Annotated in this window: 16 protein-coding genes; 12 read left to right on the top strand and 4 right to left on the bottom strand. The window is 60.5% G+C overall.

From position 1 onward, the window contains the following. The first annotated feature begins 18 nt into the window (after positions 1-18). From GF111_RS25730 to ogt, 10 genes are all read left to right on the top strand, one after another. On the top strand, positions 19-960 hold the full coding sequence (locus GF111_RS25730) for a carbohydrate ABC transporter permease (RefSeq protein ID WP_047730640.1): 942 nt from the start codon (positions 19-21) through the stop codon (positions 958-960). A gap of 10 nt (positions 961-970) precedes the next feature. Beyond that, positions 971-1,789: a carbohydrate ABC transporter permease gene (locus GF111_RS25725; protein ID WP_004938251.1), complete on the top strand. Its 819-nt coding sequence runs from the start codon at positions 971-973 to the stop codon at positions 1,787-1,789. A gap of 21 nt (positions 1,790-1,810) precedes the next feature. Then, entirely contained in the window at positions 1,811-2,923 is a 1,113-nt protein-coding gene (locus GF111_RS25720) for an ABC transporter ATP-binding protein (RefSeq protein ID WP_038880257.1), read from the top strand. A 19-nt stretch (positions 2,924-2,942) separates the two neighbouring features. Continuing rightward, on the top strand, positions 2,943-4,226 hold the full coding sequence (locus GF111_RS25715; protein WP_055313283.1) for a Gfo/Idh/MocA family protein: 1,284 nt from the start codon (positions 2,943-2,945) through the stop codon (positions 4,224-4,226). A 17-nt stretch (positions 4,227-4,243) separates the two neighbouring features. Next, the gene (locus GF111_RS25710) at positions 4,244-5,149 is read left to right on the top strand and encodes an ROK family protein (RefSeq protein ID WP_055315532.1); all 906 of its coding nucleotides are present in this window, start codon (positions 4,244-4,246) and stop codon (positions 5,147-5,149) included. 331 nt (positions 5,150-5,480) lie between these two features. Next, entirely contained in the window at positions 5,481-6,251 is a 771-nt protein-coding gene (agaR, locus tag GF111_RS25705) for a transcriptional repressor AgaR (protein WP_038880262.1), read from the top strand. A gap of 25 nt (positions 6,252-6,276) precedes the next feature. Continuing rightward, a complete protein-coding gene (locus GF111_RS25700; RefSeq protein WP_055313462.1) occupies positions 6,277-7,443 on the top strand; it encodes an SIS domain-containing protein in 1,167 nt (388 codons plus the stop codon). Positions 7,444-7,452: 9 nt separating this feature from the next. Continuing rightward, positions 7,453-8,307, top strand: coding sequence for a tagatose bisphosphate family class II aldolase (locus GF111_RS25695; protein ID WP_055313463.1), 855 nt, complete (start codon positions 7,453-7,455; stop codon positions 8,305-8,307). Positions 8,308-8,612: 305 nt separating this feature from the next. After that, positions 8,613-8,924 (top strand): hypothetical protein, encoded by a 312-nt coding sequence (locus GF111_RS25690; protein ID WP_055313464.1) that lies wholly within the window; start codon positions 8,613-8,615, stop codon positions 8,922-8,924. 219 nt (positions 8,925-9,143) lie between these two features. Then, entirely contained in the window at positions 9,144-9,674 is a 531-nt protein-coding gene (ogt, locus tag GF111_RS25685; protein WP_047730638.1) for a methylated-DNA--[protein]-cysteine S-methyltransferase, read from the top strand. On the opposite strand, the gene GF111_RS25680 is transcribed toward ogt, so the two are convergent. Then, positions 9,671-9,970 (bottom strand): glycine zipper domain-containing protein, encoded by a 300-nt coding sequence (locus GF111_RS25680; RefSeq protein ID WP_224217865.1) that lies wholly within the window; start codon positions 9,968-9,970, stop codon positions 9,671-9,673. The two genes, ogt and GF111_RS25680, sit on opposite strands and share 4 nt — an antisense overlap. Before the next feature lie 208 nt (positions 9,971-10,178). On the opposite strand from GF111_RS25680, the gene GF111_RS25675 reads away from it, so the two are divergent. Together GF111_RS25675 and uspE are read left to right on the top strand one after the other, a co-directional pair. After that, the gene (locus tag GF111_RS25675; protein ID WP_004938278.1) at positions 10,179-10,943 is read left to right on the top strand and encodes an FNR family transcription factor; all 765 of its coding nucleotides are present in this window, start codon (positions 10,179-10,181) and stop codon (positions 10,941-10,943) included. Between the two features lie 126 nt (positions 10,944-11,069). Continuing rightward, positions 11,070-12,032, top strand: a complete 963-nt coding sequence (gene uspE, locus GF111_RS25670; protein ID WP_047730637.1) for a universal stress protein UspE — start codon at positions 11,070-11,072, stop codon at positions 12,030-12,032. 57 nt (positions 12,033-12,089) lie between these two features. Here the strand turns inward: uspE and pntB are convergent, their stop codons facing one another. From pntB to GF111_RS25655, 3 genes are all read right to left on the bottom strand, one after another. Beyond that, positions 12,090-13,484, bottom strand: coding sequence for a Re/Si-specific NAD(P)(+) transhydrogenase subunit beta (gene pntB, locus GF111_RS25665; RefSeq protein WP_055313465.1), 1,395 nt, complete (start codon positions 13,482-13,484; stop codon positions 12,090-12,092). A gap of 10 nt (positions 13,485-13,494) precedes the next feature. Next, positions 13,495-15,024, bottom strand: coding sequence for a Re/Si-specific NAD(P)(+) transhydrogenase subunit alpha (gene pntA / locus GF111_RS25660; protein WP_047730636.1), 1,530 nt, complete (start codon positions 15,022-15,024; stop codon positions 13,495-13,497). 149 nt (positions 15,025-15,173) lie between these two features. Further along, complete coding sequence (locus tag GF111_RS25655; protein WP_134268390.1) at positions 15,174-15,443, bottom strand: hypothetical protein; 270 nt, start codon at positions 15,441-15,443, stop codon at positions 15,174-15,176. Positions 15,444-15,528: the final 85 nt, after the last annotated feature.

The following is a 15,528-nucleotide window of genomic DNA, read 5'->3' as shown; positions in this document are numbered from 1 at the left end:
TAGGTGAGGAATGGCAACATGTCGCTGGCAGAAACGGCTACGGTCACCCTGAAATCATCCCGGCGCACCGCCCGCCCCGCGCTCAATCGGCTCGAACGCGCCGAACGCTTCTGGGGCTGGGTGATGATCCTGCCGCTGTTGTTGGGGGTGACGGTGTTTTACCTGATCCCCTTTTTGCAGAACATTTTTTACAGCTTTACCGATCTGAACCAGTTCATGCGCTGGAGCAGCATCAGCGTCGATAACTATCTCAACCTGTTCGAAGACGACGACTTCTACACCGCCGCCGCCAACACCCTGTTCTACGTGGTGGTGTGCGTACCGATCAGCCTGAGCCTGTCGCTGCTGTTGGCGATCGGCCTCAACCAGAACATCCGTGGCAAAGGCCTGCTGCGCACCCTGCTGTTCCTGCCGGCGGTCACCATGCCCGCGGCGGTGGCCATGGTGTGGCAATGGCTGTTCAACAAGGATTTCGGCCTGATCAACCAGGCGCTGGGCCTGCTGCACATTGCGCCGGTCGCCTGGCTGTCCGATCCGGACGTGGTGCGCATCAGCGTGTCCATCATCATCATCTGGTCGTCGCTGGCGCTGAAGATCATCATTTTGCTGGCCGGGCTGCAGAGCATTCCACGCCAGCTGTACGAGGCGGCGGATATCGACGGCATCGGCACCCTGCGGCGCTTCTTCTGCATCACGCTGCCGATGATGGTGCCGACGCTGTTCTTCGTGTCGGTGATGAGCTTTATCGAGATCCTGCAAATCTTCGACGTGGTGTTCCTGATGTTCGACCGCGCGCTGGTGGAAAACGACGTGATGACCGTCACCAACCTGTTCTACAAGTACGCGTTTTACCTGCAGGAAAAAGGCTACGCCTCCGCCATCACCGTGGTGCTGTTCGCCGTCACGCTGGTGATCACCCTGATTCAAATGGCGATCGGCAAGCGCCTGAAAGTCAGCTGAGGAGCTGCGCATGAACGCAAGCAAGAAAACGCTGGTGTACCTGTTTATGGGGCTGGCGGCGCTGGCCTCGGTCGTGCCCTTTATCTGGATGCTGGTGACCTCGTTGAAAACCCAGGCCGAAAGCATCCAGATCCCGCTGACGCTGCTGCCGGCGCACCCCAGCCTGCAGGCCTACGGCCGGGTGATGCACGAAATCCCGTTCGCCGGTTTTTATCTCAACTCGCTGCTGGCGACCTTCTTCACCGTCACCCTGCAGATGGCGATCGCCACCCTGGCTGCCTATGGTTTCTCGCGCCTGCATTTTCGCGGCCGCGACGCGGTGTTCCTGGTGTGCGTGTCGATCCTGATGGTGCCCGGCCAGGCGTTTCTGATCCCGCAATTTCTGGTGGTACAGAAGCTGGGGCTGGTCAACAGCATCACCGGGTTGGTGCTGCCGGGCATTTTCAGCGTCTACGCCACCTTCCTGCTGCGCCAGTTCTTTCTGGCGGTGCCGAAGGAAATGGAAGAAGCGGCCTTGATCGACGGCTACAGCTACTTCGCCATCTTCTGGCGCATCATGCTGCCGCTGATCCGGCCGGGCATTATCGCCTGCGTCATCATCAACGGCCTGTGGAGCTGGAACAACCTGATGTGGCCGCTGATCGTCAATACCACCACCGAGAAGCTGACGCTGCCGGTTGGCCTCGCCTCGCTCTCCAGCCGCGCCGGGGTGGAATACCCGTTGCTGATGGCCGGGGCGCTGATGGCGGTGATCCCGATGCTGATGCTGTTCATTATTTTCCAACGCTATTTCATCCAGGGCATCGCCAGCGCCGGGGTGAAAGGCTAACGCGCAGATAAGGTAAATGACATGGCCGGAATTCAGTTAAACAGCGTTAAAAAAGTCTACCCCAACGGTTTCCACGCGCTGCACGGCGTCAATTTGGACATTGAGGACGGGGAATTTATGGTGTTCGTCGGCCCGTCCGGCTGCGCCAAATCCACCCTGCTGAGGATGATCGCCGGGCTGGAGAGTGTCAGCGAGGGGCAGATCCTGATCCACGATCGCTGCGTCAACGACAGCATGCCGAAGGATCGCGGCGTCGCCATGGTGTTCCAGAACTATGCGCTGTACCCGCACATGACGGTGTACAAGAACATGGCGTTCGGCCTGATCGGCAAAGAGAGCAAGGCCGAGATCGACCGCCGGGTGCGCGACGCGGCGGAAAAGCTGGAGATCACCAACCTGCTGCAGCGCAAGCCGGGCCAGCTCTCCGGCGGCCAGTGCCAGCGAGTGGCGGTCGGCCGCGCCATCGTGCGCAAGCCCAAGGTGTTCCTGTTCGATGAGCCGCTGTCCAACCTCGACGCCAAGCTGCGGGTGTCGATGCGCGTGCAGCTGATTGAACTGCACAATCAGCTGAAACAGGAAGGCGCCGCCGCCACCATGGTGTACGTCACCCACGATCAGGTCGAGGCGATGACCATGGGCGATCGCATTTGCGTGATGAACCGCGGCGCCATCATGCAGGTGGATAAGCCGATCAACCTGTATCACCACCCCGCCAACCGTTTCGTCGCCGAGTTTATCGGCAGCCCGTCGATGAATTTGCACGATCTGGCGATCGTGCGCGACGGCCAAACGGTGCGGCTGCGCATCGGCCGGCAGCACCCGCTCGAGCTGCCGCCGGCGCTGCAACGGCAGTTGGCGGACTATCCGCATGCGCGGGTATGCCTCGGTATCCGGCCGGAATCCCTGCGGCTGTGCGCGCCCGGCAGCGCCAACTGCTTCCCGGCGCAGATCGTCACCATCGAGCGCATGGGCAACGAGGAGCTGCTGCACTGCGAACTGGCCGACCTGCGCTTCGTGCTGCGCATGGCGTCGCTGCCGGACTGGGAGCCGCGCCTCGGCGAAAGCGTTCATCTGGCATTCGATCTGACGCGCGCACATTTGTTCGACGAGCTCAGCGGCCAAAACCTCAAATAACAACAGCGGAGTATCAGCAATGTCGTCAACACAATCCAATAACGTTGCCCAGCGCCCGGTGCGGGTACTGGTAGTCGGCGCCGGCGCGCGCGGTGAAATCTACTCGCGCTATGCGCTGGCGCACCCCGATTTGATGCAGGTGGTGGCGGTGGCGGAACCGCGCGACGCCTACCGCGAGCAGTTCGTGGCACAGCACGCCATCGCGCCGGAAAACGTCTTCACCGACTGGCGCCAGGCCGCCGATGCCGGCAAGCTGGCCGACGCGGTGCTGATCTGTACTCAGGATCAGATGCACCTGGAACCGGCGCTGGCCTTCGCCCGCCAGGGCTACGCCATGCTGCTGGAAAAGCCGCTGTCGCCGGACGCCGACGAGTGCCGCGCCATCGTCGCCGAGGTGGTGCGCCAAAAGCTGATCTTCTCGGTCGGCCACGTGCTGCGCTACACCCGCTATACCCAAAAGCTCAAGCAGCTGCTGCGCGACGGCGCGATCGGCGACATCGTCAGCCTGCAACACCTGGAGCCGGTCGGCTACTGGCATCAGGCGCACTCCTTCGTGCGCGGCAACTGGCGCAACGATCGGCAGGCCGCCTTTATGCTGCTGCAGAAATCCTGCCACGACATCGATTGGATCCGCTACGTGATGGAGCAGCCCTGCGAACAGGTCAGCTCCTTCGGCAACCTGCGCCACTTCCGCCGGGAAAACCAACCGGCCGGCGCGGCGGACAACTGCCTGGATTGCGCGGTGGAGGCGTCCTGCCCCTATTCCGCCAAACGCATCTATCTGGGCGACGACCACAAGGCCACGCCCGGCTTTCTGCGCGTGCTGACGCCGGAACCCGACCAGACGACGCTGCGGGCGGCGCTGCGCGACGGGCCCTACGGCCGCTGCGTTTACCGCTGCGACAATAACGTGGTCGATCATCAGGTGGTCAACATGCAGTTCGCCGGCGGCCGTACCGCGTCGTTCACCATGACAGCCTTTACCCGCCACGAAGATCGCCACACCCGCATCTTCGGCAGCCGCGGCTGCCTGGAAGGTGACGGCCGCCATATCCGCATCACCTCGTTCCTCGACGACGGCGAAACGCATTACGACACCGACGCCAGCCAGGATCTGCACGCCATGGCCGGCCACGGCGGCGGTGACTACTACCTGATGCAGCACTTTATCGCGGCCATTCGCGCCAACGATCCGAGCCAGGTGCTGGCCGGCCCGGCGGAAGCGCTGGAGAGCCACCTGATGGTGTTCGCCGCCGAACGCGCGCGCCGCGAAGCGGCGGTGATCGCCCTGAACGGAGCCTGACCATGAGCACGAGAGAGATGCGTTACGGCTTCGACATCGGCGGCACCAAGATCGAAATGGCCGCTTACGATCGCCGGCTCAATCAGGTGCTGCTCCAGCGCGTGCGCACCCCAACCGGCGATTATGGCGAGTTCGTGGCCTGCATCGCCGGGCTGGTCGAGCAGGCGGACCGCGAGCTGCATACGCGCGGCAGCATCGGCATCGGCCTGCCGGGGATCACCGATCCCGTCAGTCGCCGCCAGCTGGCGGTCAACGTGCCCTGCCTGACCGGGCATTGCCTGGCGGATGATTTGACGCAGGCGCTGGCGCGGCCGATCGCCATCGAGAACGACTGCCGCTGTTTCGCGCTGTCGGAAGCCAGCACGCCGCAAACCGCCCATCTGCCGCTGGTGTTCGGCGCCATCATCGGCACCGGCGCCGGCGGTGGCCTGGTGGTGAACCGGCAATTGCACAAGGGGCGCAACGGGCTGGCGGGCGAATGGGGCCATATGCCGATCTCCGCCCAGCTGGCGCAGCGTTACGATCTGCCGCTGTTCGGCTGCAACTGCGGGCTGACCGGCTGCTTTGAACGCTACGTCTCCGGCAGCGGGCTGCTGGCGCTGAGCCGCCACCTTGCCCATCCGGCCGCCGACGTGCCGGCGCTGGTCGCCAGCTATCGCGCGGGGGATACGCTCGCACAGTGGCTGATGACCGTCTACGTCGACATTCTGGCCAGCGCGCTGGCCGGTTTGCAGCTGCTGCTGGACGTCGACGCCTTCGTGTTGGGCGGTGGGTTGTCGAACGTCGGCGAGCTGTATCGGCTGCTGCCGACGGCGATGCGGCACTGGCTGCTGCCGGGCGCGGAACCGGCAGCGGTATTCCCGCCGGTGCACGGTGACAGCAGCGGCGTGCGTGGCGCGGCGCTATTACAGGCGGCGGCATAAAAAACAGTGAAAGCCCGGCGGCTGTCGAATGCTCGCTGCGGCTTTCGCCGCCGCAGGGCCGAATAAAGCCATCGCGAGAATTGTCGACTGAAAAATAACGAATTTGCCGTTTTCACTTTGTGTTAATACCGCTTTCGGTTACCGCTAAACCGAAAGCAAAATTAAATATAACCAACTGATAGATATAGATATTTTAAAATTAATCGATTGCATTTCAGTATTTCGTTTGCTGTAATTCGTCACGAACAACTGAAAGCGCTCCGGTCGGTATCGCTGCGGCTTATTAAGCCGCGGTCGGGCACGGCTACAGGTAAATCAGGAGTCTGCGTTAATGATCAATACCGCAAAACGCCGGGAATTAATTATCGACCAGCTGTGCCGCGAAGGCTCGGTGCGCGTGGAACAGCTCAGCCAGCAGTTTTCGGTGTCCAGCGTCACCATCCGCAGCGATCTGCGCCAGCTGGAAAAACACGGCTGCGCGGTGCGCGCTTACGGCGGCGCCATGTTGAACAAACAGTTCGCCTTCGATCGCCCGCTGCAGGACAAGGGCCGCATCAACCGCGACGTAAAACACGCCATCGCCTGCGCGGCGGCGGCGCTGATTGAAGACGGCGACGCCGTCATCCTCGACTCCGGCTCCACCACCAGCCAGATGGCGCCGCAGCTGGCGGGGAAAAAGGATCTGGTGGTGATGACCAACGCGCTGAACATCGCCTTCGAGCTGGCCAACAACGAGCAGATCGATCTGATGGTGGTCGGCGGCAGCGTGCGCCGCAAGGCCTGGTCGCTGTACGGCCCCGCCGCCGAACAGCAGCTGCGCCAGTACCGGTTCGACAAGCTGTTTCTCGGCGTCGACGGTTTCGATCTGGCGGGCGGCATCACCACGCCGGATCCGGGCGAAGCGCAGCTGAACCGCGTGATGTGCGAGGTAGCTCGCGAAGTGATCGCCATCGCCGACGCCAGCAAATTCGGCCGCACCAGCTTTTGCATGATCCGCGAAATCGGCCAGATCCACCGCCTGGTCACCGACAGCCGCATTCCGGAACACTATCTGCAGGCGCTGCACCATTTAGGGATCGACGTGATTATCGCCGACCGTTAACCGAGGCTTTTAAGGAGTTGTCATCATGAACGCGTATTTCTCTTACGAGGCGGATTGGCTGAAGCAGCGCAACGCCTGGCACACCGCCGCAGAGATTTGGCAGCAGCCGGATCTGTGGGCGGCGCTGCACCGGCAACTGCAGGATCAACAGGCGCAGTGGCAGCCGTTCCTGGCGCCGCTGTTGGCCAATCCTCGGCTGCAAATCGTGCTGTGCGGCGCCGGCAGCTCGGCGTTCGCCGGCCGCGCCCTGGCGCCCTGGCTGCGCGAACGAACCGGCCGCGACGTGGCGGCCTACGGCACCACCGATATCGTCGCCAACCCGCGGCAGTATCTCGATCCTGAGCGGCCGACGCTGCTGGTCTCCTTCGCCCGCTCGGGCAACAGCCCGGAAAGCGTGGCGACGGTGGAGCTGGCCGACCAGCTGCTGCCGGAAAGCTACCACCTGATGCTGGTCTGCAACCCGGACAGCAAGCTGGCGCAGTATGCGCATCGGCGCGACAACGTCTGTTCGCTGGTGATGCCGCAAGGCTCCAACGATCAGAGCTTCGCCATGACCTCCAGCTTCAGCTGCATGATGCTGAGCGCCGCGCTGCTGCTCGGCCCGCTTTCGCTTGAGGCCGCCCAGGTGCCGCTGAACGCCATGGTGCAGCGCTGCCGCGCACTGCGCGAAACGCTGCAGCCACAGGTAAAGGCGCTGGCCGCCAGCGGTTTCCGCCGTTATATCACCCTCGGCGGCAGCTGCTTTACCGGCCTGGCGGAAGAGGCCTCGCTCAAGATGCTGGAGCTGACCGCCGGGCGCATCGTTACGCGCTACGACTCGCCGCTCGGCCTGCGCCACGGCCCGAAATTTATGGTCGACGGCCAAACATTGGTGGTGGTGATGTTCTCCCACGACGACTACGCCCGCCAGTATGACCGCGATCTGTGGAACGAGCTGCAGCGCGACGGGTTGGTGATGCAATTGGTCGGTTTGACCGGCGAGCCCCGGACACCGTCCGATGCCCTGCTGCCTATGCACCAGGCCACGGACGACATCTGGCTGCTGTTCCCGTATCTGCTGTTCACCCAGATGCTGGCCTTCGAGAGTTCGCTGGCGCTGGGACTGACCCCAGACAACCCTTGCCCGACCGGCGAGGTTAACCGGGTGGTGAAAGGCGTGACGATTTACCGTTTCCCTTCCCCCGTGCTGTAAGGAGATCCCATGTATCTGATAGCCAACAGAGAAATGCTGCTCAAGGCGCAGCGCCAGGGTTACGCCGTCCCGGCGTTTAATGTCCACAATCTGGAAACCGTGCAGGTGGTGGCGGAAACCGCCGCCGAGCTGCGCTCGCCGGTGATCATGGCCGGCACGCCCGGCACCTTCAGCTACGCCGGCACCGACTACCTGATCGGCATTTGCCAATCGGCCGCGCACCACTACGATTTGCCGCTGGCGCTGCATCTGGATCATCACGAGGAGCTGGACGACATCGAGCACAAGGTGAAAAGCGGCATCCGCTCGGTGATGATCGACGGTTCCCATCTGCCGTTCGAGCAGAACATCGCCAAAGTGGCTGCTGCGGTCGCCTTGTGCCACCGCTATGGCGCCAGCGTGGAAGCGGAACTGGGCCGCCTGGGTGGGCAGGAAGACGATCTGATCGTCGATACGGCGGACAGTTTCTATACCGACCCGGTGGCGGCACGCGAGTTCGTCGCCGCCACCGGCATCGATTCGCTGGCGGTGGCGATCGGTTCCGCCCACGGTCTGTATCACGGCGAGCCGAAGCTGGACTTCGAGCGCCTGGCGTTGATCCGCGAACAGGTGGACGTGCCCCTGGTGCTGCACGGCGCCTCCGGCATTCCGGAAGCGATGGTCAAACGCGCGATCTCGCTCGGCGTCTGCAAAGTCAACGTCGCCACCGAACTGAAAATCGCCTTCGCCGATGCGGTGAAAAGCTACTTTTCACAGCATCCGGATGCCAACGACCCGCGCAAATATATCGTCCCCGGCAAGCTGGCGATGAAAGAAGTGGTGGCGGAAAAGATCCGCATCTGCGGCAGCAGCGGCATGCTGTAACCCCGCACTCGCCCCCGGTTTCAGTGGCGACACCACGGGGGCGAAAACACCCCGCCATTCCCGCTTTCCTGAGAGAACGATCACAGCCTTTTACCCTGCCCGCGCCGGAAACCATTAACCGGTCTTCACTATGATCCAAATCATGGTTTTACTCACCCTACCTCCCTATTATCAAATTCATTGGATGCAGGCAGTAGGATTTTTGCCCATTCGTTTTTATTTCGCCAGGCGAAATAGCTTATTTGATGAAAACAAGCGTGCTTGTTTTTTAATTGGCAGCATTTTTACTCTGAGAGGAACAGCGTATGAACCATTACTTAGCCGTATTAAGCGCATTGGTCATTCTGCCCTTCGCTCTGCAAGCAAAACCGCTTTCCGGCAGCCCGGTCGCCTCCGGCGTCGTGCGCTTCACCGGCGCCATTACCACCCCGACCTGCACCATCACACATCAGGATGAACAGCTTATCTCCAACTGCTTCGGTAAAGTGACGGAATATCAGAACGGGTATATTTCCTCTTCGTTAAAAGAAATGCCAAAAGAATTAGTCTCTGCCGTCACCAGCGAAATGGTGAATAACGATCCCTATTTAAAGCGCGTGACCATCAGCTATAAGTAACGCCAAAGCGTTAATGTCTGATGAAATAATAAACAAGACACAACCTGCCTTGATGACTTATAAATTTATTTTATAAATTTAACGTGCAATGACTCCCCGCCTTACCCTGAGCCGGCTATTTGGGCAACCCTGCGGTTGCCCATCAGCATGTCCGAAATCCGCCATCGCTTCCCCCGCTTTCATGCGATAATCGCCATACCAAACCGAGGAGTGATCCAGATGCAGACTTTTTTGATTGATCGTACCGCCACGCCGGTGGGAGAACTGGTGCTGATTGCCGATGAACAGGGGCGCCTGCGGGCGATTGACTGGACCGATCACGAAGCGCGCCTGATGAAGCTGCTGAATACCCACTACCGCGCCGATCGCTTCACCCTGCGTGAGCAGCGCGATCCCAGCGGGCTGACCGACGCGATGCAACGCTATTTCGCCGGTGAGCTGAGCATTATCGATCGGCTGCCGGTGATGACCGCCGGCACCGAGTTCCAACGCACCGTGTGGCAACAGCTGCGCCAAATCCCCTGCGGCGAAATCCTGACCTACGGCCAGCTGGCGCAACGCATCGGCCGCCCAACCGCCTCACGCGCGGTCGGCATGGCCAACGGTTCGAATCCGATCAGCATCGTGGTGCCCTGCCACCGGGTGATCGGTTCGCAGGGCGCGCTGACCGGCTATGCCGGCGGCGTGCAGCGCAAGCAGTGGCTGCTGCAGCACGAAGGTTACCTGCCGCAGGATCTGCTCTCGCACTAACGCGGCACATAGTCCGGCGGGACGCCCTCCGCCGGGGCGGCGGGATAGTAGTCCGGCGGCACCGGCGATGAGGTGGCCTCACCATAACCGTAGGCCACCGGCACCTGGTTACCTTTGGCGTACATGCACTGCGTATACACGGTATCGTAGCGGTCTTGCAGGTCATCGCTGCTGCGCCTGGCCGAGTTATTGGCCATCGCGCTGCCGACCAGCAACCCGCCGCCCGCGCCGATCAGCGCGCCGGGGCCGGCATGACCGGATGCGGCGCCAATCAACGCCCCTGCCGCCGCGCCGATTGCCCTGCCCTATGCCGCCGGAATGGCGACCGCACGTTGCGCATAAGTGCCAAATAAATCTAGCGACTTCAGCACGATACAGAATAATCGGCGGCATGTGTGCGCAAAATTCGCACACAATACCCCTATTCATGCTAATGCCACCCTTATCAGCTGCAGCAAAAGATGTTAAAATTGACTCATATCAATTATTGAATGAGCGTAATCTATGATCCCGGAAAAACGCGTGATTCGTCGTATCCAGTCTGGTGGTTGTGCGATCCATTGCCAGGACTGCAGCATCAGCCAGCTGTGCATTCCTTTCACCCTTAATGCCCACGAGCTGGACCAGCTCGACAACATTATCGAGAGGAAAAAGCCCATCCAGAAAGGCCAGACCCTGTTCAAGGCCGGCGACGAGCTGAAGTCGCTGTACGCGATCCGTTCCGGGACCATCAAAAGCTACACCATCACCGAGCAAGGCGACGAGCAAATCACCGGTTTCCATCTGGCGGGTGATCTGGTGGGCTTCGACGCCATCGGCGGTCTGAAGCACCCAAGTTTCGCTCAGGCGCTGGAAACCTCGATGGTGTGCGAGATCCCATTCGAAACCCTCGACGATCTGTCCGGCAAAATGCCTAACCTGCGTCAGCAGATCATGCGATTGATGAGCGGCGAGATCAAAGGCGACCAGGACATGATCCTGCTGCTGTCGAAGAAAAACGCCGAAGAGCGCCTGGCGGCGTTCGTTTACAACCTGTCGCGCCGCTTCGCGGAGCGTGGCTTCTCGCCGCGCGAGTTCCGGTTGACCATGACCCGCGGCGACATCGGCAACTACCTCGGTCTGACGGTGGAAACCATCAGCCGCCTGCTGGGCCGCTTCCAGAAAAGCGAAATCCTCAGCGTGAAAGGCAAATACATCACCATCGAAAACGCCGACGCCCTGTCGGTGCTGGCCGGTACGCCACGCATCAACGTGACCGTCAACGCCTGACTCCCCTGCCGGATCAACATTTCACCGAAATTGTTGATCCGGCACGCTTCTGTTGTTGTTCTGTTTTTCAATGTTGGGTTACTCTGTAAATTAACAGACTGTTGATTTCAGCTGTAAGGAGGCCCTATGGCGAAGTATCAGAATCTTCTGGTGGCTATTGACCCCAATCAGGACGATCAGCCGGCATTGCGCCGCGCCGTGTACCTGGTAAAACGGAACGGCGGGCGCATCAAAGCCTTCCTGCCCATTTATGACTTCTCTTACGAAATGACGACCCTGCTCTCTCCGGACGAAAGAACGGCGATGCGGCAAGGTGTGATCAGCCAACGCGCCGCCTGGATCAACGAGCAGTGCCGTTTCTATCTCAACGACGGCGTGCCGATCGAAATCAAAGTGGTCTGGCATAACCGCCCCTTCGAAGCCATCATTCAGGAAGTGCTTTCCGGCCAGCATGATCTTCTGCTGAAAATGGCGCACCAGCACGACCGCTTGGAGTCGGTGATCTTCACCCCCACCGACTGGCACCTGCTGCGCAAATGCCCTTGCCCGGTGTGGATGGTAAAAGACCAACCCTGGCCGGAAGGCGGCAAAGCGCTGGTGGCGGTCAACCTGTCCAGCGAAGAACCCTATCACGACCCGCTCAATATCAAACTGGTGCAAGAAACCGTCGAACTGGCGCAGAACGTCAACCAGACCGAGGTTCACCTGGTCGGCGCCTATCCCGTTACCCCGATCAACATCGCCATCGAGCTGCCCGATTTCGATCCGAGCGTCTACAACGACGCCATCCGCGGCCAGCATCTGATCGCCATGAAGGCACTGCGGCAGAAATTCTGCATTAAGGAAGAGTTCACCCACGTGGAAAAAGGCCTGCCGGAAGAGGTGATCCCCGATCTGGCCGAACACCTGCAGGCCGGCGTGGTGGTTCTGGGCACCCTGGGCCGCACCGGCATTTCAGCGGCCTTTATCGGCAACACCGCGGAACATGTGATCGACCATCTGAAATGCGATCTGCTGGTGATTAAGCCGGAGAACTTCAACTGCCCGATCGAGGCGGATGAAGACGATGAGCACGACGACGAAGATTAACCTTCACGCATAAAAAAACGGGCCGCTAATAAGCGGCCCATTTTTTTGGTTGCCCAACTACTTTTGCAATGCCCGCAGAATCGCTTCCACGCTGTCTTTGGCGTCGCCGAACAGCATCTGGGTGTTCTCTTTGAAGAACAGCGGGTTCTGCACGCCGGCGTAGCCGGTGTTCATCGAGCGTTTAAACGCGATCACGTTCTGCGCTTTCCACACTTCCAATACCGGCATGCCGGCGATCGGGCTGCGCGGATCTTCCAGCGCCGCCGGGTTTACCGTGTCGTTGGCGCCAATCACCAGCACAGTGTCGGTATCCGGGAAATCTTCGTTGATTTCATCCATCTCCAGCACCACGTCGTACGGCACCTTCGCCTCCGCCAGCAGCACGTTCATGTGGCCCGGCAGACGCCCCGCGACCGGGTGAATGCCGAAGCGCACCTTCACGCCGCGCGCCCGCAGTTTCTCGGTGATTTCCGCCACCGGATATTGCGCCTGCGCCACCGCCATGCCGTAACCCGGCGTGATGATCACCGAGGTGGAATTCTTCAGCTGCTCGGCCACCTCTTCCGCCGTGGTTTCACGGTATTCGCCCATCTCTTCGGCATCGCCGGTAGACGAACCGTCACTGCCGAAACCGCCGGCGATCACGCTGATAAACGAGCGGTTCATTGCCTTACACATAATGTAAGACAGGATCGCACCCGAAGAGCCCACCAGCGCGCCGGTGACGATCAGCAGATCGTTGCTCAGCATGAAGCCCGCCGCGGCCGCCGCCCACCCCGAGTAGGAGTTGAGCATCGACACCACCACCGGCATGTCGGCGCCGCCGATCGAGGCCACCAGATGCCAGCCGAAAGCCAGCGCGATCGCCGTCATCAGCAGCAGCGTCACCACCTGCCAGCCCACGCTGTCGGTACGCACGAACGCCACCAGCAGCAGGAACGAGATCACCAGCGCCGCCAGATTCAGCTTGTGGCGGTTCGGCAGCATCAGCGGTTTGGAAGAGATGATGCCGCGCAGCTTGCCGAAGGCGACAATCGAACCGGTGAAGGTTACCGCGCCGATAAAGATGCCGAGGAACACTTCGGTCAGATGGATGTTCGCCATCACCGGCGCCATCGGCGCGCCGTGATCCAGGTAGCTGTTGAAACCGACCAGCACCGCTGCCAGGCCAACGAAGCTATGCAGCACCGCCACCAGCTCCGGCATTTCGGTCATCTCGACCTTCTTGGCCAGATAGACGCCGATCGAGCCGCCGATGATCATGGCGATGATGATCCAGCCGACGTTGCCGGAATCCGGCCCCAGAATGGTGGCGATCAGCGCGATCGCCATGCCGGCGACGCCGAACAGGTTGCCCTGCTTCGACGTTTCATGGCGCGACAGGCCCGCCAGGCTGAAAATAAACAAAATAGCGGCAACAATGTATGCAGCTGTAACCAATCCTCCAGACATTTGTTACCCCTTAGTTCTTGCGAAACATCTTCAGCATGCGCTGAGTGACGGTGAACCCACCGAAAATATTGATGCTGGCGATCAGCACGGCGATAAAGGAGAGGAAACTCACCCAGCCACCATGGCCGATCTGCAACAGCGCACCGACCACGATAATTCCTGAGATCGCGTTGGTGACCGACATCAACGGGGTATGCAGCGCATGGCTGACGTTCCAGACCACGTAGTAACCGACCACGCAGGCCAGCGCGAACACGGTAAAGTGCGACAGAAACTCTTTCGGCGCCGCGTCCGCCAGCCAGCCGAACAGCAGGATCGCCAAGGCCATCAGGCCGTACTTCAGCCACGGCGAGGTCGGTTTGGCTTCGGGTTTGGCCACCGGTGCAGCGGCGGGCGCCGCTTTCGGCTGAGCGGAAACCTGGATCGGCGGCGCCGGCCAGGTGATTTCACCGCTGCGCACCACGGTAACGCCGCGGATCACCGTATCGTCGAAATCGATGTCGATCTCGCCGTTTTTCTCTTTCGACAGCAGCTTCAGCAGGTTGACCAGGTTGGTGCCGTAAAGCTGCGAAGATTGCGTCGGCAAGCGGCTCGGCAGGTCGGTGTAGCCGATGATTTTCACGCCGTTGTCGGTCACGGTAATGGTGTCGGCCACCGTCAGTTCGCAGTTGCCGCCGGTTTGCGCCGCCAGATCGACGATCACGCTGCCCGGTTTCATCGACGCCACCATCTCTTTGGTGATCAGCTTCGGCGCCGGTTTACCCGGGATCAGCGCGGTGGTGACGATGATATCGACCTCCGCCGCCTGCGCGGCGAACAGCGCCATCTCGGCCTTGATAAAGGCTTCAGACATCACTTTAGCGTAACCGTCGCCGCTGCCTGCTTCCTCTTCAAAATCCAGCTCGAGGAATTCCGCGCCCATGCTCTGCACCTGCTCTTTCACTTCCGGGCGGGTGTCGAAGGCGCGCACGATGGCGCCGAGGCTGCCCGCGGCGCCGATCGCCGCCAGGCCGGCCACGCCGGCACCGATGATCATCACCTTGGCCGGCGGCACTTTGCCGGCGGCGGTAATCTGGCCGGTGAAGAAGCGGCCGAACTCATGCGCCGCTTCGACGATCGCGCGGTAGCCGGCGATGTTGGCCATCGAGCTCAGCGCATCCATCGACTGGGCGCGCGAGATGCGCGGTACCGAGTCCATCGCCAGCGCGGTGACGTTGCGCGCCGCCAGCTTGGCCATCAATTCGGGATTTTGCGCCGGCCAGATAAAGCTGACCAGCGTGCTGCCTTCGCGCATCAAGGCGATCTCGTCGTCTTGCGGCGCGTTGACTTTCAGGATCAGATCCGACTGCCACACTTCGCTTTCGTCTACCAGCGCCGCACCGGCGGCTTCGTAGGCGACGTCCTCAAAACTGGCCAGTTTGCCCGCCCCGCGTTCAATCGCGACGGTAAAACCCAGCTTCAGCAGTTGTTCCACCGTTTTCGGCGTGGCTGCGACCCGGGCTTCATTGGCCAACCGCTCTCTTGGTACACCAATACGCATAATGTTCCCTTCTCACCTGTCTTGGATGATGTTTATTATTTTCCTGCCCATAGCATGACGCCAGCGGCGAGCGAGGCGTTAACTTGCCCGCACTGATTTCAGACGCCAACTATAACCTACTGAAAATAAGGTCGATGATCCATAATTGCTTACGCATTCAGCTCTGTTTTTACATAAAAACGCCGCGCGTGATATGACAAATCGCAATTTACCGTGAAAAAATCCATACAGAACAGCGCATTCTGCGTGACAAGAGGTTTACGCCCGGCGTAACGATTTATGGCCACGCGCGGTGAAAAAGCATAAAAGTTATCATTTTGTGAATAATTAACATTAATGACACCAGAGCCTTTATTATGGAAACTTATGACGATGGCGCCATCCGTGCGGCCCGCGTCACCGTCGGCGATTTGTCGCACGGGATAACATAAAATGCTGAGACAGTTTTCAGAATTACATGTAATAATCGACGGCTGAATTACACTTAAACAGTTCAGTACGTTA

This window comes from Serratia sp. HRI (genome assembly GCF_010119335.3).
In the GTDB taxonomy this organism is placed as follows: Bacteria; Pseudomonadota; Gammaproteobacteria; order Enterobacterales; family Enterobacteriaceae; genus Serratia; species Serratia nevei.
This window is presented reverse-complemented; position numbering and strand designations above follow the sequence as displayed.

What these genes read in the sequence shown, in the direction of transcription:
- GF111_RS25730 (WP_047730640.1), top strand. Translation starts at nt 19, where the DNA reads ATGTCGCTGGCAGAAACGGCTACGGTCACCCTGAAATCATCCCGGCGC.
- pntB (WP_055313465.1), bottom strand. Translation starts at nt 13,484, where the DNA reads ATGTCTGGAGGATTGGTTACAGCTGCATACATTGTTGCCGCTATTTTG.
- GF111_RS25715 (WP_055313283.1), top strand. Translation starts at nt 2,943, where the DNA reads ATGTCGTCAACACAATCCAATAACGTTGCCCAGCGCCCGGTGCGGGTA.
- ogt (WP_047730638.1), top strand. Translation starts at nt 9,144, where the DNA reads ATGCAGACTTTTTTGATTGATCGTACCGCCACGCCGGTGGGAGAACTG.
- GF111_RS25675 (WP_004938278.1), top strand. Translation starts at nt 10,179, where the DNA reads ATGATCCCGGAAAAACGCGTGATTCGTCGTATCCAGTCTGGTGGTTGT.
- GF111_RS25690 (WP_055313464.1), top strand. Translation starts at nt 8,613, where the DNA reads ATGAACCATTACTTAGCCGTATTAAGCGCATTGGTCATTCTGCCCTTC.
- uspE (WP_047730637.1), top strand. Translation starts at nt 11,070, where the DNA reads ATGGCGAAGTATCAGAATCTTCTGGTGGCTATTGACCCCAATCAGGAC.
- agaR (WP_038880262.1), top strand. Translation starts at nt 5,481, where the DNA reads ATGATCAATACCGCAAAACGCCGGGAATTAATTATCGACCAGCTGTGC.
- GF111_RS25720 (WP_038880257.1), top strand. Translation starts at nt 1,811, where the DNA reads ATGGCCGGAATTCAGTTAAACAGCGTTAAAAAAGTCTACCCCAACGGT.
- GF111_RS25725 (WP_004938251.1), top strand. Translation starts at nt 971, where the DNA reads ATGAACGCAAGCAAGAAAACGCTGGTGTACCTGTTTATGGGGCTGGCG.
- GF111_RS25695 (WP_055313463.1), top strand. Translation starts at nt 7,453, where the DNA reads ATGTATCTGATAGCCAACAGAGAAATGCTGCTCAAGGCGCAGCGCCAG.
- pntA (WP_047730636.1), bottom strand. Translation starts at nt 15,024, where the DNA reads ATGCGTATTGGTGTACCAAGAGAGCGGTTGGCCAATGAAGCCCGGGTC.
- GF111_RS25700 (WP_055313462.1), top strand. Translation starts at nt 6,277, where the DNA reads ATGAACGCGTATTTCTCTTACGAGGCGGATTGGCTGAAGCAGCGCAAC.
- GF111_RS25710 (WP_055315532.1), top strand. Translation starts at nt 4,244, where the DNA reads ATGCGTTACGGCTTCGACATCGGCGGCACCAAGATCGAAATGGCCGCT.